The organism is Microbacterium xanthum, assembly GCF_034531355.1.
GTDB classification, from domain to species: Bacteria; Actinomycetota; Actinomycetes; order Actinomycetales; family Microbacteriaceae; genus Microbacterium; species Microbacterium xanthum.
The window spans coordinates 280,153-303,986 of record NZ_JAWHUE010000003.1 but is presented as its reverse complement, the minus strand read 5'-3'; the positions used below and the strand labels follow the sequence as shown (position 1 = coordinate 303,986).

17 protein-coding genes are annotated in these 23,834 nt (G+C 71.5%); 9 read left to right on the top strand and 8 right to left on the bottom strand.

Annotated features, from left to right (window positions below; genetic code table 11):
- Positions 1 to 34 precede the first annotated feature (34 nt).
- The gene (locus RZO50_RS11505) at positions 35 to 685 is read left to right on the top strand and encodes a YflT domain-containing protein (protein WP_322599869.1); all 651 of its coding nucleotides are present in this window, start codon (positions 35 to 37) and stop codon (positions 683 to 685) included.
- Complete coding sequence (locus RZO50_RS11500; RefSeq protein ID WP_322599868.1) at positions 682 to 1,374, top strand: alpha/beta hydrolase family protein; 693 nt, start codon at positions 682 to 684, stop codon at positions 1,372 to 1,374. Before RZO50_RS11505 ends, RZO50_RS11500 begins: the two co-directional genes overlap by 4 nt.
- On the opposite strand, the gene RZO50_RS11495 is transcribed toward RZO50_RS11500, so the two are convergent.
- From RZO50_RS11495 to RZO50_RS11485, 3 genes are read right to left on the bottom strand one after another with little or no spacing between them, the layout of a single operon-like run.
- Positions 1,356 to 3,152 (bottom strand): gamma-glutamyltransferase family protein, encoded by a 1,797-nt coding sequence (locus RZO50_RS11495; RefSeq protein WP_416211595.1) that lies wholly within the window; start codon positions 3,150 to 3,152, stop codon positions 1,356 to 1,358. The two genes, RZO50_RS11500 and RZO50_RS11495, sit on opposite strands and share 19 nt — an antisense overlap.
- 4 nt (positions 3,153 to 3,156) lie before the next feature.
- On the bottom strand, positions 3,157 to 4,584 hold the full coding sequence (locus RZO50_RS11490) for an aminopeptidase P family protein (RefSeq protein WP_322599867.1): 1,428 nt from the start codon (positions 4,582 to 4,584) through the stop codon (positions 3,157 to 3,159).
- A gap of 39 nt (positions 4,585 to 4,623) precedes the next feature.
- Complete coding sequence (locus RZO50_RS11485) at positions 4,624 to 5,652, bottom strand: endonuclease/exonuclease/phosphatase family protein (protein ID WP_322599866.1); 1,029 nt, start codon at positions 5,650 to 5,652, stop codon at positions 4,624 to 4,626.
- Positions 5,653 to 5,752: 100 nt separating this feature from the next.
- Here RZO50_RS11485 and RZO50_RS11480 point away from each other — a divergent pair, with 100 nt between their 5' ends.
- Entirely contained in the window at positions 5,753 to 6,616 is an 864-nt protein-coding gene (locus tag RZO50_RS11480) for a PHP domain-containing protein (protein WP_322599865.1), read from the top strand.
- Positions 6,617 to 6,629: 13 nt separating this feature from the next.
- On the opposite strand, the gene RZO50_RS11475 is transcribed toward RZO50_RS11480, so the two are convergent.
- Entirely contained in the window at positions 6,630 to 8,102 is a 1,473-nt protein-coding gene (locus RZO50_RS11475) for a DEAD/DEAH box helicase (RefSeq protein ID WP_322599864.1), read from the bottom strand.
- 216 nt (positions 8,103 to 8,318) lie between these two features.
- Here RZO50_RS11475 and RZO50_RS11470 point away from each other — a divergent pair, with 216 nt between their 5' ends.
- The gene (locus RZO50_RS11470) at positions 8,319 to 9,032 is read left to right on the top strand and encodes a ferritin-like fold-containing protein (protein ID WP_322599863.1); all 714 of its coding nucleotides are present in this window, start codon (positions 8,319 to 8,321) and stop codon (positions 9,030 to 9,032) included.
- A gap of 14 nt (positions 9,033 to 9,046) precedes the next feature.
- Here the strand turns inward: RZO50_RS11470 and RZO50_RS11465 are convergent, their stop codons facing one another.
- Both RZO50_RS11465 and RZO50_RS11460 read right to left on the bottom strand, forming a co-directional pair.
- Complete coding sequence (locus RZO50_RS11465) at positions 9,047 to 9,337, bottom strand: hypothetical protein (RefSeq protein ID WP_322599862.1); 291 nt, start codon at positions 9,335 to 9,337, stop codon at positions 9,047 to 9,049.
- Positions 9,338 to 9,341: 4 nt separating this feature from the next.
- On the bottom strand, positions 9,342 to 9,566 hold the full coding sequence (locus RZO50_RS11460; RefSeq protein WP_322599861.1) for a DUF3107 domain-containing protein: 225 nt from the start codon (positions 9,564 to 9,566) through the stop codon (positions 9,342 to 9,344).
- Between the two features lie 169 nt (positions 9,567 to 9,735).
- Between RZO50_RS11460 and RZO50_RS11455 the strand changes: the two genes are divergently transcribed.
- Together RZO50_RS11455 and RZO50_RS11450 are read left to right on the top strand one after the other, a co-directional pair.
- Positions 9,736 to 12,888, top strand: a complete 3,153-nt coding sequence (locus tag RZO50_RS11455) for an ATP-dependent helicase (RefSeq protein ID WP_322599860.1) — start codon at positions 9,736 to 9,738, stop codon at positions 12,886 to 12,888.
- The gene (locus tag RZO50_RS11450; RefSeq protein WP_322599859.1) at positions 12,885 to 16,208 is read left to right on the top strand and encodes an ATP-dependent DNA helicase; all 3,324 of its coding nucleotides are present in this window, start codon (positions 12,885 to 12,887) and stop codon (positions 16,206 to 16,208) included. Before RZO50_RS11455 ends, RZO50_RS11450 begins: the two co-directional genes overlap by 4 nt.
- A 14-nt stretch (positions 16,209 to 16,222) precedes the next feature.
- On the opposite strand, the gene RZO50_RS11445 is transcribed toward RZO50_RS11450, so the two are convergent.
- On the bottom strand, positions 16,223 to 17,623 hold the full coding sequence (locus RZO50_RS11445) for a phosphotransferase (RefSeq protein WP_322599858.1): 1,401 nt from the start codon (positions 17,621 to 17,623) through the stop codon (positions 16,223 to 16,225).
- 77 nt (positions 17,624 to 17,700) lie between these two features.
- Here RZO50_RS11445 and nudC point away from each other — a divergent pair, with 77 nt between their 5' ends.
- Both nudC and RZO50_RS11435 read left to right on the top strand, forming a co-directional pair.
- On the top strand, positions 17,701 to 18,603 hold the full coding sequence (gene nudC, locus RZO50_RS11440) for an NAD(+) diphosphatase (RefSeq protein WP_322599857.1): 903 nt from the start codon (positions 17,701 to 17,703) through the stop codon (positions 18,601 to 18,603).
- A complete protein-coding gene (locus RZO50_RS11435; protein ID WP_322599856.1) occupies positions 18,600 to 20,357 on the top strand; it encodes an ATP-dependent helicase in 1,758 nt (585 codons plus the stop codon). Before nudC ends, RZO50_RS11435 begins: the two co-directional genes overlap by 4 nt.
- 729 nt (positions 20,358 to 21,086) lie before the next feature.
- Here RZO50_RS11435 and RZO50_RS11430 read toward each other — a convergent pair.
- A complete protein-coding gene (locus tag RZO50_RS11430; RefSeq protein ID WP_322599855.1) occupies positions 21,087 to 22,484 on the bottom strand; it encodes a zinc-dependent metalloprotease in 1,398 nt (465 codons plus the stop codon).
- Between the two features lie 126 nt (positions 22,485 to 22,610).
- On the opposite strand from RZO50_RS11430, the gene RZO50_RS11425 reads away from it, so the two are divergent.
- Positions 22,611 to 23,729 (top strand): YlbL family protein, encoded by a 1,119-nt coding sequence (locus RZO50_RS11425; RefSeq protein ID WP_322599854.1) that lies wholly within the window; start codon positions 22,611 to 22,613, stop codon positions 23,727 to 23,729.
- Positions 23,730 to 23,834: the final 105 nt, after the last annotated feature.

The following is a 23,834-nucleotide window of genomic DNA, read 5'->3' as shown; positions in this document are numbered from 1 at the left end:
CCAGCGTAGACCGGGGCCGTGGGAGGATGGAGGAATGAGTATGATCGGCGGACGCGGCCCCCAGGCCACCGGCGAGGTGGGCCCCGTGGTGGCGTCGTTCTCGACCTACGAAGCGGCGCAGAAGGCGGTGTCGGAACTGATCGCCGGGGAGATTCCGGCGCGGGAGATCGCCATCGTCGGGAAGGGACTCCGGTCGATCGAGCGGGTCACCGGCCGACTCGGGTATGCATCGGCGGCGCGCTCCGGGGCGATCAACGGCCTCCTGCTGGGACTGCTGTTCAGCGCCGTCGTGGTGCTCGGCTCCCCGACCGTGCCCATCCAGGTCTTCGTCGGTGTGCTGTTCGTGGGCATCGCGATCGGGATGCTCTTCAGCATCGTCACCTACTCCCTCGTGCGTCGCCGCCGCGACTACGCATCGGTGATGGCCGTCGTCGCCGACACCTACGAGGTGACCGTCACCGCCAACAGTCTGCATCGGGCGCGTCAGGTCCTCGGTCCCCGCGCGAACGGCCCGGTCGCCGCCGACCCCGCTGTGCCCGCCGCCCCGACGCATCCGTCCGAACCGCCGCCGTCGCGCCGGGCCGAGCCTGCGGACACCTCGCGGACGGAGCCGCCGCGGTACGGCGAACGGATCGACCCGGACGTCGCCTCCGGCGCCGACCGCGACGAGCCGCCCGCGTCGTGACGCGAGAGACGATCGATGTGGCCCTCCCGGCCGGCTCGACCTCCGTCCAGGTCGACGCGACCACCCCGGAGGGGGCCTGGGCGGTCATCGCCGTGGCCCATGGCGCAGGCTCGCACATGGACCATCCGGGCGTCACCGGATTCACCGACGCGATGAACGCGGCCGGGGTGGCCACCGTCCGGTTCAACTTCGCCTACGTCGAGTCCGGCCGTCGGATGCCGGGACCTCCGGCACATGCGATCGCAGCGTGGGAGGCGGTCGCCGCCCACGTGGGCACCGAGCACGCCCCGCTGCCCTTCGTCGCCGCCGGACGCTCGTACGGAGGGCGGATGGCCTCGATGGCCGCGGCGGAGGGCCGCATCCGACCCCGTGGGCTCGTCTACCTCGGCTACCCGCTGCACCCACCGGGTCGGCCGGAGAAGCCACGAGTGGAGCACCTTCCCGCGGTCGTGCCGCCGCAGCTGTTCCTCTCCGGGACGAGGGACGCATTCGTCCAACCCCACCGTCAGCTCGAGGAGGCGGTCTCGTCGTGCCGTGACGCGTCCGTGCACTGGGTCGACGGTGCCGGCCACGCCTTCGACATCGCCGGACGACGACGCCCGGCGGACGAGTCGGCTGCCGAGCTCGCCCCCGTCGTGGTCGACTGGATGCGCGCGCGTTTCCGATCGGATCAGCGCCCGGAGGCGTAGCCCTGCATACCGCGGGGGTTCGCCGCCGCCCACAGCACGCCGTCGTCGTGACGGCCCACCGCCGAGACCCGTCCGAGTGCCCAATCGCCCGCGCGGGTGACCCGGTGACCGCGAGTGACGAGGCCGTCGATGACCCGGTCGCCCAGCCGGTCCTCCACCACGGCACCGCCGGGCGACCACGTGCGCGGCCAGAACGAGTCGGTCACCGCTGTGGTGTGCAGCGCAGGTGCGTCGATCGCGCCCTGCGGGCTGTAGCCCCCGACGAGGGTGCGAAGCAGCACCAACAGCTGCCACTGGTCCTGTTGGTCGCCTCCGGGCGACCCGAGTGCCATCACCGGGCGACCGCCGCGGAGCACGAGCGTGGGCGTGAGGGTCGTGCGGGGCCGTCGGGCGGGGGCCAGCGAGGACGGACGGCCCGGCTCCAGCCAGGTCATCTGCAGCCGCGTACCCAGGCAGAATCCGACCTCGGGAACGGTCGGGGAGGATTGCAGCCATCCCCCGGACGGTGTCGCCGAGACGATGTTGCCCCACCGGTCGACGACGTCGATATGACACGTGTCGCCACGGGTGTGACCGGTGCGGTCGACGGTCGGTTCACCCGTGCCCGCCGCAGAGCCCGGTGCGCCGGTGCGCACCGGTGGGAGGATCGGAGTGCGGCCACCGAGAGAGCCCGGGCGCAGCTCGAGGGAGGCCGTGTCGCCGATCAGATCGCGCCGTTGCTGGAGGTAATCCGGCGACAGCAGGGCCTCGACGTCCACGTCGGTGTCACCGAACCAGGCGTCGCGGTCGGCGTATGCCAGCTTCTGCGCCTCGAGGATGCGGTGGGCACCGGCCTCCTGAGAGGGGTCGAGCAGGCTGTCCTCGAGCGGTTCGAGCATGCCGAGCACCGACAGCAGAGCGGGCCCTTGCGTCCACGCGCCGGCTTTCACGATCTCATGACCGCGGAAGGAGGAGACGATGGGCCGCTCGTACTCCGCGTCGAACGCGGCGATGTCCTCGGCGGTGAGGACCCCGGCGTGATCCCGCCCGTCGGAGTGACGGTGAGGTCGGGCGGCGAAGGCCGCGAGGGTTCGGGCGACCCGTCCGGTCTTCCACTCCCGCCGCGCGGCATCGATGCGGGCGACGCGGCCGCTCGGACCGTCACCGGGCGTCGCGCCGGATGCGCGCACGAGTTCGTGGAGGACCTCCGCGTAAGCGGGGTTGGTGATCATCGCGCCGGGGGCCGGAACCGTTCCGCCGGGCAGCCACAGTGCAGCGGAGCTGGGCCAGGCGTCCCGGAAGAGGTCGGCGACGCGGGCGATCGTGGCCGCCGCGCCCGCGACCAGGGGGTGCCCGTCGCGGGCGTAGCCGATCGCGAACGCGAGGACATCGCCGAGCTCCCACGTGCCGTGGTCCCGCAGGAGCAGCAGCCACGCGTCGACGGCGCCGGGGACGGCGGCAGCCAATGCACCCGCGCCCGGGACGAGGTCGAGGCCCTCCGCCCTCATGTGCGCGATCGACGCGGCCGTCGGCGCCGGGCCCTGGCCCATGAGCACGCGCGGGGAGTCGGCGTCGGCGGGATGGATGAGCGCGACGAGGTCGCCGCCGGGACCATTCAGGTGCGGTTCGACGACGTGGAGCACGAAAGCGCCGGCGACGGCGGCGTCGAACGCGTTGCCACCGCGCTCCAGGACCGCCTGCGCGGTCGCGGTCGCGGTCCAGTGCGTGGAGGCGGCCATCCCGAACGTGCCGGTCAGCGTCGGCCGCGTGGTGAACGCGGCTTCGGGGGTGAAGACCACCGGATCAGCCGGTGGGATTCAGGCGCGCGATCCAGGCCTCGACCTCATCCGCGGTCCGCGGGATCGCCGACGAGAGGTTTTCGACGCCGTCGTTCGTGACCAGGACGTCGTCTTCGATGCGCACCCCGATGCCGCGATACTCCTCCGGCACGGTCAGATCATCGATCTGGAAGTACAGTCCCGGTTCGATGGTGAACACCATTCCCGGTTCCAGGACCCCGTCGTAGTACATCTCGCGCCGAGCCTGCGCGCAGTCGTGCACGTCGATACCGAGGTGGTGGCTGGTGCCGTGCACCATGTACCGGCGGTGGTGCCCGCCGCGCTCGGCGTCGAGGGCCTCCTCGGCCGTGACGGGCAGTAGACCCCACTCCGCCACGCGTTCGGCGATGACCTCCATGGCGGCGGCGTGGACATCGCGGAAGCGCACGCCGGGGCGCGCGGCGGCGAAGGCGGCGTCTGCGGCCTCGCGCACCGTCTCGTAGACACGGCGCTGCGTCGGGGTGAACGTGCCGGAGACCGGCAGGGTGCGGGTGATGTCGGCGGTGTACAGGCTGTCGACCTCGACGCCCGCGTCGATGAGGATCAGGTCCCCGGGGGCGACCGCGCCGTCGTTGCGTGTCCAGTGCAGGTAGCACGCGTGCGGTCCGGAGGCGGCGATGGTGTCGTACCCTTCCCAGTGCCCGTCGCTGCGAGCGCGGAGGTGGAACACACCTTCGACGACGCGTTCGCCGCGCGGGTGGGCCACCGCCCGGTCGAGGTTGGCCACGATGTCGTCGAACCCCTTCCCGGTGACCTCGACCGCGAGTCTCATCTGCGCGATCTCATAGGCGTCCTTGACCAGACGCAGCTCGGAGACGGCGCGGGTGAGGTCGTCATGATGGCCGACGACGAGGTCGTCGTCGTGCGCGGCATAGTCGTCGATGTGCGCGGTGGACACGCCGAGGTCCGCGGCAACGCCCTCCCGCGCCGGACGCGGTCCGATCCAGAACTCGCCGATCGAGGCATCCGCGTAGAACTCCGGGGTGGTGCGGTCCGCGCGTTCGCGGAAATACAGCGTGGCGTGGTGTCCGCCGTCGACGGGGTCGAGGACGAGGACCGAATCCGGCTCGCTGTCCGCGGCCCATCCGGTCAGGTGGGCGAAGGCGGAGTGCGCGCGGAACGGATAGTCGGTGTCGTTGCTGCGTTCTTTCAGCGAGCCCGCCGGAATCACCAGGCGTCGTCCCGGGAACATGGCCGAAAGCTTCGCCCGACGCGCGGCGGCGAACGGCGCCTGGGTCCGTTGCGGCGGCGCCGTGTCAGGACGCTCCGCCCACCCGGTGGAGATGGTGTCGAGGAATCCCTGCGGGAAGGGCTGCCGACGGTTGGTGGTGGTGTCGGGCCCGGTCTCCGCGGTGTCGGTCGTCGCGATCGTGTCGCTCTCGCCAGTGCTCATCTGACCAGTGTCGCACCTGACGCCGCGCGCGTCATCGACTCAGCCGGCCGGTTCGTACTGCACGATCAGCGGGCGGTGGTCGCTGCCCGAGCCGTCCATCGATCGCAGCACGATCGACCCCGTGGGGACCCACGACGGCGAGGCGAGGATGTGGTCGATCGGGGCGCCGACGTGCGAGGGGAGCTGAGAGGGCCACGTGCCCACGGCGCCGTTGCCGGTCTCGGAGGCGGCGTCGAGGCAGCGTCCGAGGGTGCCGCCGTCGACGCCGAGCGCGGCCATGTGGTCGACGGTGGCATTGAAGTCGCCCGCCATGATGACGTTGTCGACGGCGCACTGGTCGGCCAGCCACTGCAGATCGCTGCGCCACTGCTGCATATCGTCCACACGCGGGGCCACGGCGTGCGCGGCCACGACGGTGGGGCCGTCGCCGGAGGTGGGCATGACGACGGCGCTCGGCACGGTGGAGGTGTTGCTCGTGCCGTCCCGGGAGGACTCGATCACGGCGTAGTCGCCGAGGTCGGGGGAGATCAGGATCGTCGTGGACAACGCGTCCCAGCCCGAGTCCTGAGAGCCGAAGGTCGCGTGGTGCACCCACATCGGCCTGCCGTAGTCACGCATGGCGATGGCCACCTGCTCACCGGTGTCGGCGCTCGTCTCCGGAAGAGTGATGATGTCGGCCTGCATCGCGACGGCGATCTCGGCGATCGCGCCGGCCGACGTGTTGCCGCTGCCCGCGGTGTTCCACGTCATCACGCGGAGGCTGTCCTCCGTCGACGCCGGCAGGGTCTCGGTGCCCCAGCCACGGTCGTACAGGACCACACCGTTGCCGATCGCGGCGGCCAGGCACACGATCGCGAGCGTCGTGGCCATGACGCGGAGGGGGCGTGCGAGGGCGAACAGCAGTGCCAGCAGGCCCAGGCCGGCGAACGCGACGGCGACCAGACCACGGAAGGACACGACCTGCGCGATCGGGAACTGATCCTCGACGTGGAAGATCTGCGGGAACGTGACGATCGCCGCTGCGAGCGCGAACGTCGCAGCGGCGACGAACCCGAACACGCGCAGCACGAGGGGAACACTATTGGTGGAGACTGAAAGATCCGTCAAGGCGGGCCCGGCACCGGCTGCACCGGTCTGCTCGGCGACGTCGGCCGCTACCCTCAGAAGAATGCACGGGACGCGTCGATACGAGGGGCCGGGAGACCTGCACCTCCACTCGACGCACTCGGACGGCACCGAACCGCCCGCGCAGGTCATGGCCGCCGCCCACGCCCACGGCATGCGGACCGTTGCGCTCACCGATCACGACACGACCTCCGGCTGGGCGGAGGCCGCCGATGCGGCGACCTCCTTGGGAATGACCTTCGTGCCGGGCATGGAGATGTCCTCCCAGCACCGGTGGCGCAGCATCCACGTCCTCGCCTATCTGATCGATCCGGACGAGCCCCGTCTTCGGGCGATGACCGAGAAGGTACGTCGCTCCCGCGTGGAGCGCGCCCGGATCATGGCCGAGCGCATCGGGCGGGACTACGACGTGACCTGGGAGGACATCCTCGCCCAGACGAGCACCGGCGCGACGGTCGGCCGCCCGCACATCGCGGATGCTCTGGTCGCGCGCGGCGTGGTGGGCGACCGCGGCGAGGCGTTCTCGACGATCCTCTCCGCCGGAGGGGAGTATTACGTGTCGTTGTACTCGCCGGACCCGGTCGAAGCGATCGGACTCATCGTCGGCGCCGGAGGCGTGCCGATCATCGCCCACCCGGCCGGTCGCGCCGGCATCCCGCCCGAGAGCCTGATGGCGCGTATGCTCGCGGCCGGACTCGCGGGATTCGAGCTGGGTCACCGGGAGAACACCCCGGAGGGCGTCGCGACCCTGCGCGCGCTCGCCGAGGAGCGCGACTTGATCGTCACCGGTTCAAGCGACTATCACGGACTCGGCAAACCCAATCAGCCGGGCGAGCACACCACGACCGAGGTCATGCTCGCCCGTCTCCTGGAGCGGGGGACGGGCAGCGCGCCGCTGTTCCCGTGAACGCGCACGCCGATCAGGTGGTGCCGGCAGCGCCCTCGCGCGGACCGCGCGGCCCGCGACGACGCCGGCGCCGGCGCGGCGCGGGCTTGCCGTCGTGGTGCTCCTTGCCGCCGCCGTCGTGGGTTCCGGCACCCTCGCCCGCACGCGAGACGTCCTCGGCGCCGGTGGCCGGCGCCGTCCCCCCGTCCGAGCCCGAGCCCGAGCCCGAGCCCGAGCTGCGACGGCGGCGACGACGCCGCTGCCCGGACCCGCCCTCCGAACCGCTGCGCGCAGGCGACTCCGCTTTCTCCGCCTTCGGGGCGGTGACGATGCGGCCCTTCGTGCCGGCCGGGATCCCGAGGTCCTCGTAGAGGTGCGGGCTCGAGGAGTAGGTCTCCACGGGCTCGGGCTGACCGAATTCCAGCGCCCGATTGATGAGGGCCCACTTGTGCAGGTCGTCCCAGTCGACGAAGGTCACCGCGATGCCGGTGCGGCCGGCGCGACCGGTGCGACCGGCGCGATGCAGGTAGGTCATCTCATCGTCGGGGATGGTGTGGTTGATCACATGGGTGACGTCGTTGACGTCGATGCCTCGGGCCGCGACGTCGGTGGCGATCAGCACGTCGCGCTTGCCGGCCTTGAACGAGGCCATCGAGCGCTCGCGCGCCTCTTGGCTCATGTCGCCGTGAACGGCGGCGGCATTGAAGCCGCGGTCGTTCAGCTCATCGACGAGCTTCTGGGCGGCACGCTTGGTGCGCGTGAAGATCACCGTCTTGCCGCGGCCTTCCGCCTGCAGGATGCGGGAGATCACCTCGTCTTTGTCGAGGGAGTGGGCGCGGTAGACCAGGTGGCGGATGTTCGCCTGCGTCAGACCCTCATCGGGGTCGTTCGCGCGCATGTGGATCGGGTTGGACATGAACCGGCGCGCCAACGTGACGATCGCCCCCGGCATCGTGGCCGAGAACAGCTGGGTGTGGCGCACGGCCGGCACCTTCTGGAAGATCTTCTCGATGTCGGGGAGGAAGCCGAGGTCGAGCATCTTGTCGGCCTCGTCGAGCACGACCTCCGTCGCGTTCGACAGATCGAGCAGCCGCTGGTTGTTGAGGTCGATGAGGCGTCCCGGCGTGCCGACGACGATCTGCGCACCGGCCTTGAGCTGGTCGATCTGACCCTCGTACGCCTTGCCGCCGTAGATGGCCACGACCGAGGTCGATCGGTTCGACGTCAGCATGTCCATGTCTTCGTAGACCTGCACCGCCAACTCGCGCGTGGGCACGACGATGAGGGCCTTGACGCCCGGTTCGGGGTCGAGCCCCAGGCGCTGCACGACGGGGATACCGAATCCGAAGGTCTTTCCGGTCCCGGTCTTGGCCTGCCCGATGATGTCCTGCCCGGGAAGACCGAGCGGGATCGTCTGCTCTTGAATGGGGAAGGCATCGGTGATGCCGCGGGCGGCGAGAGCGTCGACGATGTCCTGATCGACGCCGAGTTCGGCGAAAGTGGTCACGGTAGGGGAACCCGTCCGGCAGTGAGACGCTGCCTGTGGTCGGCCCCGGGCGCATCCATGGCGCACGCTGGGGCGAAAGCGTGTCCACGCCCTTCTCTCAACCACGGGCGCGGTGCCCCGATCCGACGCCGGGGACCGGACCAGGATAGCCGAGCGCGCCACCGATGACGCGAGGCGGGCCGCGCAGACACGCCCGCGCACTCTAAAGTGGAGGCCGTGGTGACCTGGTTCTGGCAGCGGCGACCGCAGGGACGGCGGCTTCAGCTGCGCTCCCGCGGCGACCTCGGTGACGCGATGCGCGTGGACTTCGAGGAGCTCGCGCCCGATATCGACACCTATCTGGGCCAGGCGGCCTATCTCCAGCTGGGCTTCTTCGAGACACTGAGCGAACTGATCCAGACGACGCCGGAGCTGGCGCAGAAGGAGTCGCTTTCGCGCGCCGCCGGAGCCGCCCTGACCAAGCACGAGGAACTGGTCGCTCTCATCCGCGACCGCGGGGACGACCCCACCAGTCTCATGCTGCCGTTCCGTGAGCCGCTGGACGCCTTCCGGAGAGCCACCCACGGAGGGCGTCCGCAGGAGACGATGCTGTCCGTGCACATCACCGCCGGGCTCCTGGACGACTTCTACCTCGCCCTGTCGGCCAGCTACGGCGACGCCGGGCGACGAGTGGCGCGGGTCCTGCGCGCCGACAACGACCGCCAGGCCATCGTCGACATCGTCGCGGCGACCATCGCGAGCGACCCGGAGTGGAAGGCCCTGCTGGCGATGTGGGGTCGACGTCTGGTCGGCGACACCCTCCTGATCGCACGCTCGGCGTTGCGGCCGACGGCCCTGGATGCCGACGACGAGGAGAAGGTCGAGCCGGTCTTCACCGAGTTGATGGCGGCGCACTCACGGCGCATGGACGGGATGGGCCTCGCGGCCTGACCCGCCGCCGCATCTCAGCCGATGCCGAGGGCGGCCTTCTCGCGCTCATCCTTCGACACTCGCGCTTTGGCAAGCAGGATCGCCGCAGGCCAGCACACGATGGTGGGCACCACGACGGCGGACAGCCAGGGCCACGGGGTGTCGGCGCCGAGGCCCGCCCAGGTCAGGGCGAGCCACGCGGCGCCGGCCACGACGGTGCCCAGCATGGGGATCACCGCGGCGCCTCGGGTCGCACGGTCGCGCACCTGGACGTGCGCCGCGATCCCGATCACCGCGCCGAGGATGAGGGCGATGAGGATCTGCACGGGATCAGGCGACGAATCCGACGCGGCGCGATTCCTCGCTGCCGAGTTCGACGTAGGCCAGGGACGCGGTGGGGACGAGGTAGGAGTTGCCCTTCGCGTCGGCGAACTCCACGTGGGCGGCGCCGGACTCCAGCGCGGTGGCCACGGACGACTTCACGTCTGCGGCCGACTCGTTCGTGTCGAAGTTCAGCTCACGTCCGGTGTTCGCGATGCCGATGCGGATCTCCACGTCACATACCTCCTGGCGATTCGGGCCGAGGGCCCGCGCCCGCGGGATTCCGGGGCGCACCGCCAGCCTACGGCACCCCGGCGCTGCGCTCCCGGCCGCCGCGAACGCTGTCGGCGAACGGGCGCGGACGCGGGCGGCGATGTCGGCGGACGCGGCTAGCGTCGAGGTGATGACTTCCCCCGAGCCCACGGCCGCTGTGGCCGACCTCGTCGCCGGCGCCGGCGCGGACCCCGCGCAGCGCGCCGTCGTGGCGGCGCCCACCGCGTCCTCCGGGGTCGTGGTGGGCGCGCCCGGCTCGGGGAAAACCGAGACCTTGGTGGCGCGCGTGGTCGAACTGGTGCGCCGTGGCGTCGATCCGGACGACATCGTGGTGCTCACCCCGTCGCGCCAGACCGCCACCGCGTTGCGGGACCGTCTGGCCATCGCGGTCGGCCGCGCGACATCCGGACCGCTCGCGCGCTCCCTGGCCTCCTTCGCCTTCGGGATCGTGCGCTCGTGTGCCGTGGCCGCCGGTGCCGAGCCGCCGCAGCTGCTCACCGGCGGTGATGAGGACCAGATCATCCACGACATGCTCGACGGAGACGCCGAGGACGAAGCGGCCGGGCAAGCGCCCGGCCGATGGCCGGCATGGCTGGGTGCGGGGATCCGGGACACCCGGGGGTTCCGCTCCGAGGTGCGCGCCTTCCTCGCCGAGTGCGAGACGCTGGGGCTGAATCCGGTGGCACTGCGCGAGCTCGGGCGCGCGCACGAGGTACCCGAGTGGGAGGCGATGGCGTCCTTCCAGCGGGAGTACACCCGTGTACGGGCGGGCATGCGCGGCGCGCACCGCGACGCAGCCGGTCTCCTGCGCGAAGCGGTCGGGCTCCTTCGCGCCGGGGCGCCCGGCCTCGACGTGGTCGATCGCGTGCGTCATGTGCTCGTCGACGACGCGCAGGAGCTCACCGCCGGCGCCGTCGACCTGCTCGAGGCGTGTCGGGATCGCGGGGCGGTGGTGCTGGCCTTCGGCGACCCCGACGTCGGGTCGGGTGCCTTTCGTGGTGCGACTCCGGCGAACTTCGCGCGCGTGGCTGCGGCGCTCGGGACCACCTGGGTGCTCAGCACCATGCATCGCGGGACCGCGGCGGCCACCGATGTGATCCGTCGCGTCACCCAGCGCATCGGCGCCGCGGGGGTCGTCGCGCACCGTTCGGCTCCCGTCGGTGTCGACCCGGATGCGTCTGTGCGCGCGCTCACCGTGCGCTCGCCGGCGGAGGAGTTCGACGTCATCGCGCGGCTGCTCCGGGAGCGTCATGTGCACGACGGCATCGCGTGGGACCGTCTGGCGGTGATCGCTCACGACAGCAGGCAGATCACGGCCCTTCACGCAGAGCTCGCGGCGCGCGACGTGCCGGTCGTGGCCCCCGGCTCGGCGCAGGCCCTCGGGGAGATCGCGCCGGTGCGCGACCTCCTCCGGCTCATCGAGCTGGCGGCGGACGACGACTGGAGCGTCGACGACGTCACGGATGCGTTGCTCGGGGTGACCGGGCGTCTGGACCCGATCGAGTTGCGCCGGTTGCGCTCCTCACTTCGTCACGCCGAACTCGCAGCCGGCGGCGATCGATCGGGACGCGACCTGCTGCTGGCGGCGATGCGGACGCCGGTGGTGCTCGACCTCATCGATGCGCGCGAGGCCCGCCGTGCCGCGGCGACCGCACGGACCCTCGCCCATCTGCGCGCTGAGCTCGATCGCGGCGCCAGCGCGCACGAGCTGCTGTGGTCGGCCTGGGAGCAGTCGGGCCTGCAGAAGCCGTGGGCGCTGGCTGCTGCCGGGCACGGCCCGGTGGCCGATCAGGCCGGTCGCGATCTCGATGCGATCGTGGCGCTGTTCCAGGCGGCGAAGCGGTTCGGCGAGCGTTCGGTCGATGCGGATCCGCGTGTGTTCGTCCGCAGTGTGCTCGACGCGGCCGTGGCCGAGGACCGGCTCGATCCGCCGCCGAGCGGGAAGGTGGTGCGGCTGCTGACCCCCGCAGCCTCGTTGGGGCTGGAGTTCGACACCGTCGTCGTCGCCGGAGTGCAGGACGGCCTGTGGCCGAACACGCGCCTGCGCGGTGGACTGCTGCACACCTGGCGGCTGGCGGACGCGCTCTCGCGCGACGACGCGGCGTCGCCGTCCACCCTCGACCGGCGACGCACGGCGATGCACGATGAACTGCGGCTGCTGGTGAGAGCGCTCAGTCGCGCGACCTCGCGATGCGTGGTCACCGCGGTCGACGATGACGACACCGGGCCGAGCGTCTTCTTCGAGTTCCTGCCGCCCGCCGAGGCGGTCGTCGTCGATCATCCGCTGTCTCTTCGCGGCCTGGTCGCCACACACCGCCGCACGCTCACGACCCCCGGCGCGCTGCTCGATGCCGCGGCCGCATCGCGTGCCCGAGCCCACGCCGCCGCCCAGCTGGCGCTGCTGGCCGACGCGCGCGTTCCGGGGGCCGATCCGTCGCACTGGTACGGGGTGGCCGCCCCCACGTCGACGGGGCCGCTGCGCGACCTGCAACGCGAGCACGTGCGGGTCTCGCCCTCTCGGTTGCACACCCTTGAGGAGTGCGCGTTGAACTGGGTGATCGGCGACCTCGGCGGCGACCCCGGTGGGGTGACCGCAGGCCTGGGCACGATCCTCCACGCGGCACTGGAGAACGCCGAGGAGATCTCGGAGGAGGCGCTCTGGCGCACCGTCGAGGCGCGCTGGGGGGAGCTCGTCTTCGAGGCCGGTTGGCGCGAGCGTGCCGAGAAGACGCGCGCGAGGGACCTCGTGCGACGTCTGCACGCGTATCTCCGACGATTCGACGCCGAGGGGGGACGCCTCATCGGAGCTGAGCCGCACTTCGAGGTGGCGCTCCCGGTGGTCGGGGCGGAAGATGCGCCGCACGGGGTCGTGGTCTCCGGCTACATCGACCGTGTCGAGCTGACTCCGGACGGAAAGGTGGTCATCGTCGACCTCAAGACCGGCAAACGGGAGCCGCAGACCGACGAGAAGGTGGCCGACAACCCTCAGCTCGCGGCGTATCAGCTCGCCTTCGAATCCGGTGCGATCGCCGCAGCGGAGGGGCATCCGCCCGGCGGCGCCCAGCTGCTCGTGCTCCGCCCGACATCCAAGGCGGACTTCGTCACACCGCGGCAGGCGCCCTTCGACGACGAAAGGCGCGAAGCGTTCCTCACGCGCATCCAGGAGGCGGTCGCCGTGATGCGCTCCACCTCTTTCGCCGCGCCGTTCGAGGAGCATTGCCGCGATGAGCATGCCTACGGGCTCTGCCGCATCCACACCATCGGGGCGGTGAGCGCGTCATGATGATCTCTGCCGCCGCGATCGCCGCAGCCCTCGGGCAGTTCCCACCCACGGCGGAGCAGACCGCCGTCATCGAAGCACCGCTCTCACCCGCGCTCGTGGTCGCCGGGGCCGGCAGCGGGAAGACCGAGACGATGGCCGGACGCGTGGTGTGGCTGGTCGCCAATGGGATCGTCCGGCGCGACGAGGTCCTCGGCCTCACGTTCACCCGCAAAGCCGCGGGCGAGTTGGCCGAGCGGGTGCAGAAGCGGTTGGCACGGCTGGCGGAGTTCGATGCGCGCGGTCTGCTTCCGCATCTCGGACCCCTGCATGAGCAGGGCCGGTTGGAGGTGTTCGGGCGCATCGAGCGCACTGCTGCTGCGCCGGCCGCCCGTCGTGCCGCGATCGACGATCTCGCCGCGGCGGTCGGCGCGGTTGCTCCGGAGCCGGCGGCTCGCGACGATGAGCTCCTGCACCGCCCGACGGTGTCGACGTACAACAGCTTCGCCGACCAGATCGTGCGCGAGCACGCGGTGCGCATCGGCCGAGACACCGAGGCGGCGGTCCTCAGCGAGTCGGCGGCCTGGCTGCTGATGCGCCGTGTCGTCTTCGCCTCCGACGACGAGCGATTGGAGCATCGCGGCGAGGCGGTGCGCTCGATCGTCGACGCCGCCCTGCGCATCGCGCGGGACGGAGTGGACAACCTGGTCGACTTCGACCGGCTCGCGGCGTTCCCCGAGGCCTTCGCGGGCGTTCTCGAGCGCCCCTCGACGAACAAGCGGACCGTCGTCTATAAGGACATCGAGACCGCTGCAGACAACGTCGGTGCGTTGGCGCTGCTGGCGGATCTGGCGCGCGAGTACGCCCGCCAGAAGCGCCGACTGGGCGTCATCGACTTCTCCGACCAGGTGGCGGGTGCGCTCGAGGTCGTGCGCGCTCACCCTCCGGTGGCTGCGGAGCTTCGGGATCGCTACCGCGTGGTGCTGCTGGACGAGTATCAGGACACCTCGGTCGTGCAGACCGATCTGCTGTCGACGATCTTCGCCGCGACCGCGGTGATGGCCGTCGGTGATCCGCACCAAGCGATATACGGGTGGCGCGGCGCGAGTGCCGGGAATCTCGGCGGGTTCGCCGAAGCGTTCGCACCCGGCGATGCCTGCGCCACATACGCGCTGATGACGAGCTGGCGCAACAGCGCGGGCGTGCTGCAGGCGGCCAACGCCGTCCTCGCTCCGCTCGCGGCGTCAGCGGCGGTTCCCGTCGCCGAGCTCACGCCGCGTCCGGGAGCGCCCGAGGGAGAGGTCGAGATCGGCTTCGACGACGCGCTGGAGGCAGAGGCCGATCGTGTCGCCGCGTGGTTCGCACGGGTACGAGCCCAGCGGGCGGCGACAGGGAGGCGTACCACCGGCGCCGTCCTGTTCCGCTCGAAGAAGCACATGGTCCGCTTCGGCGACGCCCTGGCGCACCGCGGCGTGGCGCACCGCATCCTCGGCCTCGGTGGACTGCTCTCCACCCCGGAAGTCGTCGATGTCGTGAGCGCCCTGCGCGTGATCAGCGATCCGGCGGCGGGCTCCGCGCTCATCCGGCTCCTGGCGGGCCCGCGCTGGCGGATCGGCCTGCCCGACCTGCGCGAGCTGTCGGCGCTGGCGCGCCGCATCGCCTCGCACGACGAGGCACTGCAGCCCCTGCCGCCCGAGGTCGTGCAGGCGATCCGAGCAAGCGCGGGCGACGAGGCGGGATCGCTGTCGGACGCGTTGGATTTCGTGGGCCGGTACGGGCCCGATCATGGGTGGCTCACCGGTTTCACCGGCGAGGCGATCGAGCGGCTCGCCGACGCGTCGGCGGTGTTCTCCGGACTCCGTCGCGCGGTCGGCATGCCGATCCCGGAACTTGTCCGTCTCATCGAGGTCGAGCTGCGGCTGGACATCGAATTGGCCGCGAACGAATCGCGGGGTCCGGCCCGGATCGCTTCGGCGCAGTTGCGCGCTTTCGTCGACGAGGTGCATGCGTTCCTCGCCGCCGACGAAACCGGTTCGATCGCCAGCCTGCTGGCATGGCTCGACCACGCGGAGCAGCTCGACGAGTTCGCGCCGCGCACCGAGCCTCCCGAAGACGATGTCGTGCAGCTCCTCACGATCCACGGGTCCAAGGGGCTCGAGTGGGATGCGGTGGCCGTCGTGCGCTTGGTGAAGGACGAACTGCCCAGCGCGCCGCGCGACACCAAGGGGTGGCTCGGCTTCGGGGTCCTCCCCGCCACATTCCGGGGCGACGCGCGCTGGTTGCCGGAATTCGCGTGGGGAGCTGATCGAGCCCCCACGCAGCAGGACCTGAAGAAGGCGCTCGACGAATACGTCGAAGCGAACCGGGCTCGTCAGCTGGAGGAAGATCGTCGCCTGGCGTACGTGGCCGTCACCCGCGCACGGGACCACCTGCTGCTGACCGGATCGACGTGGTCGGGGACGAAGCGCCCCCGACGGCGCAGCGTCTTCCTCGAGGAGATCGCCCGTGCCCGTGGTCTCGACGTGCCCGCTGATGATCCCGGGGAGAACCCCTACGTGGGTGAGCGGCGACTCGTGCACTGGCCGATCGACCCGCTCGGCGCCCGTCGGGACGTCGTGATGTCGGCGGCGCGAGCGGTGGAGGAGGCGCTGGCGGCCGATCGTGCAGAACCCGATCGGGACCTGTCGCTCCTGCTCGCCGAACGGCAGGCGCGTGCGGCGGGCCCACGTCCCGACGTCGCACCGACCCGTATCGCCGCTTCGCGGTACAAGGACTTCCTGACCGACTACGACGGGGCGGTCGCGCGGCTGTCACGGCCGCTTCCCGAGCGTCCCTACCGGCAGACCCGGTTGGGCACCCTCTTCCACGCGTGGGTCGAGAACCGCTCCGGGCTGGTCGGGAGGGGCGTGTCGCTGGATGACGCCCTGTGGGAGTCTGACGACGACGCCGACGCCTCCCGCGCCGCCGGCGCCGCCGCGACCGCCGCCGACGACCAAGCGGCGCTGGCCGCTCTGCGCCGTACGTTCGAGGCCAGCGAATGGGCACCGTTGCAGCCGTTGGAGGTCGAGACGGAGATCGACTTCACCGTCACCGACCTCGATGGGCGGGTCCACGTCGTCATCTGCAAGCTCGATGCGGTCTACCGCCGAGAAGACCGCGGCGGTCGTATCGAGATCGTGGACTGGAAGACCGGGGCGCCTCCGCGCACCGAGGCCGAGCGGGCCGAACGGATGACGCAGCTGGAGCTCTACCGTCGGGCGTACCACCACAAGCACGGCGTCCCGTTGGAAGAGATCGACGTCGCCCTCTTCTACGTCGCGGACGATCTCGTGCTGCGCGCCTGAATGCGCGGCGGGCGTCAGTCCGCGAGCCAGCGGCGCAGGGCGGCGTCGGACGCGCGCTGCGCCTCGGCTTCGTCGTCCGGCCCCTCTGCGGTGCGGGTCGCGGCGCGCCGGGCGGCGTCGGACCCCGCCACATCGTTCGCGACGTCCCGGCGGGAGGGGAGGTCGGCCTCGGTGATGGGCGCCGGCGTCCGTGGCGGGAGGTCGTCGTCGGTCAGCGGTGCGGTCTCGGCGAAGGTCAGGTCCGACCACCGTTCCGCGTCCGTCCCGGTCTCGTCGACGGCCTCCACCGGGACGGGGGGCACCGACTCGTCGGACGACGGCGTGCCCGTCGGATCGGTGGAATCCTCCGCATCATCGGCGAGCCAGGCCGAGAGTTCTTCGGGATCATAGGTGTCGGTGTGCATCGAGGTGTCGACCGGGGACGCCGGCGCCTGCGGGGTGCGGTCCAGCAACGCCAGCGCCTCGTCCACGCTCGAACTCGCGCGCGGGACGACGTCATCGTGGCCCACTCCGGTCGCGAGGGATTCCAGCAGGTCGACGGCGTCGGCGACGATCGACTCGTCGCCCGACTCGACACCGTGCATCAGCCACCTGGCGAACTCGAGCTCGGCGTACATGCGCGCACGTTCGCGCAGCAGCGAGTCCGGGGCGCGGCCGCTGGCCGACCCGTAGGCCTCGAAGACATCGTCGGCGGCCTCAGGGGCACCGGCGAGCCACTGCAGGTCGATTGCCGGATCCCCGACCTGCAGGCCGTGCCACTCCAGAACCCCGACCACTCCTGGCGCGTCGTCGATCTCGTCGAGGAGGAATGATGCGGCGGAAGCACCTCCGAGGATCACGGCGGATTCGAATCGCCACAGTTCCTCGGCCGTCACCGCCCGCCGCCACCGCGCGATCAAGGCGGCGGGAGCGCGCCGCGTGCCCTCGACCCGGTCGATCAGACGGGTGATCTCGTCGCGAGCCTGCGCGGGTGTGCGCACGGGGAGTCCCTCGGTGCGGACGATGGACACCGGGAGGGCGTGCAGGGCAGCCAGCGCGGAACCGATGGAGGTGGCCACGCCGCGTCCGGCGGGGATGTGGGCGGCGTCGACCCGGTATCCGTCGAGGAGATCGACGACGAGGACGCGGTCCGGGCCGAGGGATGTCTCGCCGAGGAGCTCGGGGGCGCGGAAGGGCAGCAGTCGTCGGACCCCCGGGGTCAGCGCGCGCAGCGCACGGGTCTCGGCAGCCAAGTCCGCCGACGCGTCCGCATCGACCGCCACTCGGACCACGACACGCCGCCCGTCGTCGAGGTCTGCCGCCGCGCTGTCGTAGCGGCCGCCCGCCCCTTCGGTCAGGGACCTCACCGCGACCACGGCGGCCTGCGGGAGGGCCGAGGTCACCGTCGCGGCTAGAGTGAGGGGTGAGCGTGCCATGAGTTCAGGGTAGGTCGGCGACCCCCGCGCTCGGCCGCGCCACGCCCGGCTCCGCGACCAATGCAGGAAGGTCCTCGATGACGGCGCATCCGCCTCTCTCCGTTCCGGTCACCGCGCTGGACCGGGCGGCCGAAGAACGCGCGTCCGACGACATCGTCGAACGCGCACGGGCCGAGGCGGGCACGCTCGCGCTCGCGCTCGCCCGTGACGCCGCCCCACTGGCCACCCCGCAGACGCTGGCGTGGATGCGCCCCGACGAGGTCCCGTCGCCCGACGAATGGGCGTTCCTCGGGCGACGCGCCGATGGGCGCGCGGTGCTGGCCGCGGTCTACCTCGACGACGCGCCGCCCTTTTCCGCACCGGCCGGTTGGGGCGGACTGCGCGCCGTCGGGGCCGAGCTCGACCCGGCCGAGTCCGCCGTCTTCGTCGAGGCGCTGAGCCTGGCACGATGGCTGCGGGACGCGGCCTTCTGCCCAGCGTGCGGTTCTCGCGCCGTCGTGTGCGCCGGGGGATGGTCACGGCAGTGCCCGTCGTGCGGGCGCGAGCACTTCCCGCGCACCGACCCGGCGGTGATCGCCGCCGTGACACACCCGAGTGACCCCGATCTGCTGCTGCTCGGATCGAACATCCTCTGGGAGCACGACAGGTTCTCGTGCTTCGCGGGTTTCGTCGAGGCGGGGGAATCGCTCGAGGACACGGTGGTCCGTGAACTGCACGAAGAAGCCGGCGTCGCGCTGACGGCCGTGCGCTACCACGGGTCGCAGGCCTGGCCCTACCCGCGGTCGTTGATGGTCGGGTTCTTCGCCACGGCGCTCGACGCGGCCGCCGCACGGCCGGACGGCGAGGAGATCGTGGCGGTGCGGTGGTTCCATCGCGACGAGATCGGCGCTGCCCTCGAAGGGAAGGGGGAGGTCCGGCTTCCCGGGCCCGCCTCGATCTCGCGCCGGATCATCGAGGACTGGTACGGCGGCGCCGCGTGAGCGCGCTGGACGGACTCGACGACCGTCAACGCGAGGCGGCACGTGCGCTGCGGGGCCCGGTCGCCGTCCTCGCCGGCGCGGGGACGGGGAAGACCCGGGTGATCACCCATCGGATCGCGCACGGGGTGGAGACCGGCGCGTTCACCCCGAACCGGGTGATGGCCGTCACCTTCACCGCGAAGGCCGCGGGGGAGATGCGTGGCCGGCTGCGCGCGTTGGGCGTGACCGGCGTATCGGCCCGCACCTTCCATGCCTCGGCGCTGTCGCAGCTGAACTACTTCTGGCCCACGCTGACCGGCGACACCGCGCCCACGATCGTCGACAACAAAGTCCGGCTTCTCGCGCACGCCGCCGACGCGGTCGGGATGGATCCGGATGTCGGGACCTTGCGCGACATCGCGTCGGAGATCGAGTGGCGCAAGGTCACGATGCGCTCGATCGAGGCGTACGCGGCGGCTCGGCCCGACGGCATCGGCCGGTACGACGTCTCCCGGGTGGCGGATCTGCAACGCGCGTACGAGAAGCTGAAGGACGAACGCCGCCAGCTCGACTTCGAAGACGTCTTGCTCGCCTGCGCGGGGATGCTGGAGACGGAGCCGACTGTGGCCCAGGCCGTGCACGAGCAGTATCGGCATTTCACCGTCGACGAGTTCCAGGACGTCTCGCCGTTGCAGCACCGTCTGTTGGAGCTGTGGGTCGGGGACAGGCGCGATCTGTGCGTCGTCGGGGACGCCAGCCAGACGGTCTACTCGTTCGCCGGCGCCGACGCCCGCTACCTGCTGGAATTCGCCCATCGTCATGCCGATGCGACCGTGGTGCGCCTGGAGACGAGCTACCGGTCCGACGAGCCGATCCTGCGGACCGCGAACGCGCTCATGCGGGGCCGTCCCGGAGCCCTGCGCTTGAGGTCGGTGCGCTCGAGCGAGGCGGCGGTGTCGGCGGATCCGGAGGTGACCTCCTACGAGGACGAGGCCGCGGAAGCGCGCGGAATCGCGACGGCTGTGGTGCGGCGACTGAAGACCGGCGTCGACCCTTCCGCGATCGCGGTGCTCTATCGCGCCCACTCGCAATCGGCCGAGATCTCCGCGGCGCTGGCGGACGCGGGCGTTCCCACGACCGTCCTCGGCGGGCGTCGATTCTTCGACATGCCGGAGGTGCGTCAGGCGATCCTCGCCCTGCGCGGGGCATCGGTGGCACCCATCGAGGGCGGTTTCGTCGACGCGGTTCGCGACGTGCTGCGCTCGCTCGGTTTCACCGCCGAGGCGCCGCCGGCCGGCGGCGCGCTGCGGGACGCGTGGGAGGCGCGGGCGGCTCTGCTGCGCCTGGCGGAGGAGTCGTCCGAAGGGACGACGCTGCGCGCCTTCACCGATGAGCTCGCCGCGCGCGCCAAGGCGCAGGACGAACCGGCGCTGCGCACGGTCACCCTGGCCACCCTGCACGCGGCCAAGGGGCTGGAGTGGGACCATGTTCACCTGGCGGGGTTGGCCGAGGGGCTGCTGCCGATCTCCTACGCTCAGACCTTCGAGCATGTCGATGAGGAGCGACGACTCGCGTATGTCGGGATCACGCGGGCACGACGGTCGCTGTCGCTGTCGTGGGCGCGCGGAGTGCGTGATCGCGATCCGTCGCGATTCCTGCAGGAGATCGGCATCCGCAGTCCGCGTGCGGCCGGTGCACCTTCGTCCGGGGGAGCGTCTCGGGGCGGAAGCGCCACGAGAGCGTCCCGACCTCCGGGGAACCCGCCGATCCGATGAGCATGCGGGCGGCGGTCAGCCCGGCCTCAGCGGCCAGCGCGGTCGGGCACGCGGGTGGGGACGCGCCGATCAGCTGGGCGGCGACGGCGGGCCACCACGGGTCGCTCTCCCGCTGCGCGACCGCCACGCAGGCCATACATGCGGTTCGCCCCGGGACGACGAGGGGTCCGACATCCACGCCGGCCGTGGTGAACACCACCGGAAGATGAGTGCGGTCCTCGGCCATGAGGCGCGCTGTCGCGCGGGGATCCAAGACGTGCGATGCGAGCACCACCAGCGGAGCGTCGGCGGCGTCGGTCAGTTCGACACCCGTCGACTCCACCGCGTCGTACACCGTCGCGTAGGAGGTCTCGTCGACGGCGCCGCTGATGCGCAGCACGGCGCGCGCGGCAGGTGCGGCGGTGTGCAGCGCCGGCGCGATCTGACGCACGAAGGACTCGGCGTCCGGCGCGGAGGCGCCCAGCGACGCTGCGAACGGCGCCAGCCCGTCCGTCGGAAGCCCATTCGCGAGGGCGGTGATGAGGCGGGCGTGCCACGGCTGGTCGGCCTCGACCACCGCGACGGGGTCCGCGCCGAATTGAACCGTCGTGGGGCCGCGCCACAGCGGCGGGTGGCGGGGATCGAGTTGCAGGGGCATGCGCTGATCCTGGCCGAATCCCGCCCCGCATCGGGCTCGTTGTCCACAGTCTCGGGGTGCCGACGGCCCGACGGCCCTCGGGGGAGGGAGGGTCAGACCGGCCGGGAGTCTCCGTGCGGTTCGCCGTCGTCGTCCTCCGACGGTCCGGCGTCCGTCGGTGACTCGGCCTCGGCGAGCAGTCGCGCCAGCGCGTCGTCCATCTCGTCCGCGGCCGGCTCTTCGCCACGAGCGCGCGCCTCGAGGCGCGCGACGAGGCCGGCAGGGTCGTCGATGTCGTCGGCACCGGGCATGAGGTCGGGGTAATCCCACAGCGAGTCGCGGGCTCCGGCTCCCACGGCGTCGGTGACGGCGCGCCACATCGCCGCGGCTTCGCGCATGCGGCGGGGACGCAGCTCGAGTCCCACGAGCGAGCCGAGGGCGCGTTCGGCGGGGCCTCCCACAGCCCGGCGGCGGCGGACCGCCTCGGCGATGCGGCCTGCCGACGGCAGGCGCGTGACCGCATCCTCGGTGACGACGTCGACCCAGCCCTCAATGGTCGCGAGGAGGTTCTCCAGGCGGGTCAGGGCCGCCTCCTGCGCCTCCGTGCGTTGGGGGAGCAGCGCGCCGCTCTCGAGGGCGGAGCGCAGCTCCTCGGGCTCGGAGGGGTCGAACCGGGACGCGAGGTCTTCGAGTGCGTCGGTGTCGACGCGTACGCCACGGGCGAAGTCGGTCACCTGCGAGATCACGTGCAGGCGAAGCCAGCGTGCATGGCGGAACAGACGCGCATGGGCCAGTTCGCGCGCCGCGATGTAGAGCGCGAGCTGGTCGTCGGGGACCTCGAGACCGTCGCCGAAAGCGGCGAAGTTCTGCGGGAGGATGCCGGCCTGGCCGGACGGCATGAGGGGGATGCCCACGTCTCCGCCGCTGACGACCTCCTTGGAGAGGTTGCCCACGACGGCACCCAACTGCGTCGCGAACAGCGACCCGCCGATCGTGCGCATGAGTCGCCCCGCGCCCTGGACGACCTGCTGCATGTCCTCGGGCGTCTGCTCCTGCAGGGCGCGTGTGAGGGCGTCGGCGATGCTCGTGGCCACCGGGGCGGCGAGCTCCTGCCACACCGGGAGGGTGGCTTCGACCCAGCCGCCCCGGGTGATCGCATGCGGCGGGTCGGCCAGATCGGAGATGGTGGTCGACTCGCTCAGCCACAGCCCCGCGAGGGTGAAAGCCTGATCGAGGTCGGTGCGTTGACCGGCGGTCACCCCGAGGTCGTCCTGGTTGGCGATGTGCAGCGCCTGCCGCTTCGCGGCATCCCACGAGATCGGCTCGTCGCCGCCGGCCGTGAAGGCCTCCTGCAGGTGGCGCATGACCGTCTGCATCATCGCGGGGTCGATGTTCATTCCGGTCATCTTCGACAGCTGCTCGGGGTCGAACCCGGCCGCGCCGCCGCCGAACAGCTGCTTGAGCAGCTCCTGGAACTCCTCCTCGGGAGTGCGGTCGTCGTCCTCTGCCACTTCAGCCGCCTTTCAGACAGGTCTGCGGGTGTTGGTCCTAGGCTAGTCAGCCGGATCATCGCACTCCCCGGCCGGGACCCGATCGCCTTACGCCGGTCGCGAACGACCAGCACGGAAAGGCCCCCCTTGGCTCTGTTCGACGAGAACGTCACCCTCACCCCCGCTCCGCGACGTCGTGTCGCACGTCGAACCATCGCGGGCATCTGGGCGCTGGTGATCGCCCTCATCGCGCTCCTCGTGCTCACCTTCCTTCCCACGGCGTACGTGATCCAGCAGCCCGGGCCGGTGTACAACACCTTGGGCAGCGCCGAGACCGCCGACGGCGACGAGGTCCCGCTCATCCGCGTCGAGGGCGCCGAGACCTATCCGACCGACGGCGCACTGGACCTGCTCACCGTGCAGGTCGTCGGAAACCGCGAACGCACGCCCTCTTGGCTGGAGCTGGCGGTGGCGTGGATGGATTCGAGCCGCGCCGTGCTGCCGATCGAGTCCGTGTTCCCCGAGGGGGTCTCCACCGAGGAGAGAAGTGAGCAGAGCGCCGCGCTCATGGTGGACTCGCAGCAGGAGGCCACCGCGGCGGCCCTCATCGAACTGGGCTACGACGTGAACCCGGAGCTGACCGTCGTCGAGGTGGGGGAGGATGCCGCTGCCGCGGGGATCATCCAGGCCGGTGACGTGGTCGTCGCCGCCGACGGTCAGGACCTTCTGGACGTCGCGCAGCTGCGCGACATCGTCGCGGCCGCACAAGGCGATCCCGTGGAGCTGACGGTGCGGCGTGACGGGCAGGACGTCGTGGAGACGGTGACGCCGGCCGCCGTGGAGGCCGACGGCGAGACGTCGTGGCTGCTGGGCATCGTCCTGTCGACGACCTTCGACTTCCCGATCGACGTGACCATCCAGCTCAACAACGTCGGTGGCCCCAGCGCCGGCATGATGTTCGCGCTCGGCATCATCGACACTCTCACGGAGGGTGAGCTCAACGGCGGCGAGAACGTCGCCGGGACCGGCACCATCACCGCCGACGGCACGGTCGGGCCCATCGGCGGCATCCGTCAGAAGATGTACGGCGCCGTCGACGCCGACGCCGGATGGTTCCTCGCACCCGATGCGAACTGCGACGAGGTCGTCGGTCACATCCCCGACGGGCTGAAGGTCTTCGCCGTCGGCGACCTCGACGATGCGCTCGCCGTGCTCGATGTCGTCCGCTCCGACGGTGACACCTCGGCGCTTGCCACCTGCGAGTGATTCCGCTGTCAGCGGACGCAGGTCACTCTGGGGTCACGACGCGCTGGGAGTCCCTTGAATCCCGACGCCGGACAAGCTCGGCGGTTCGCCGTCGCGCCTAGGATG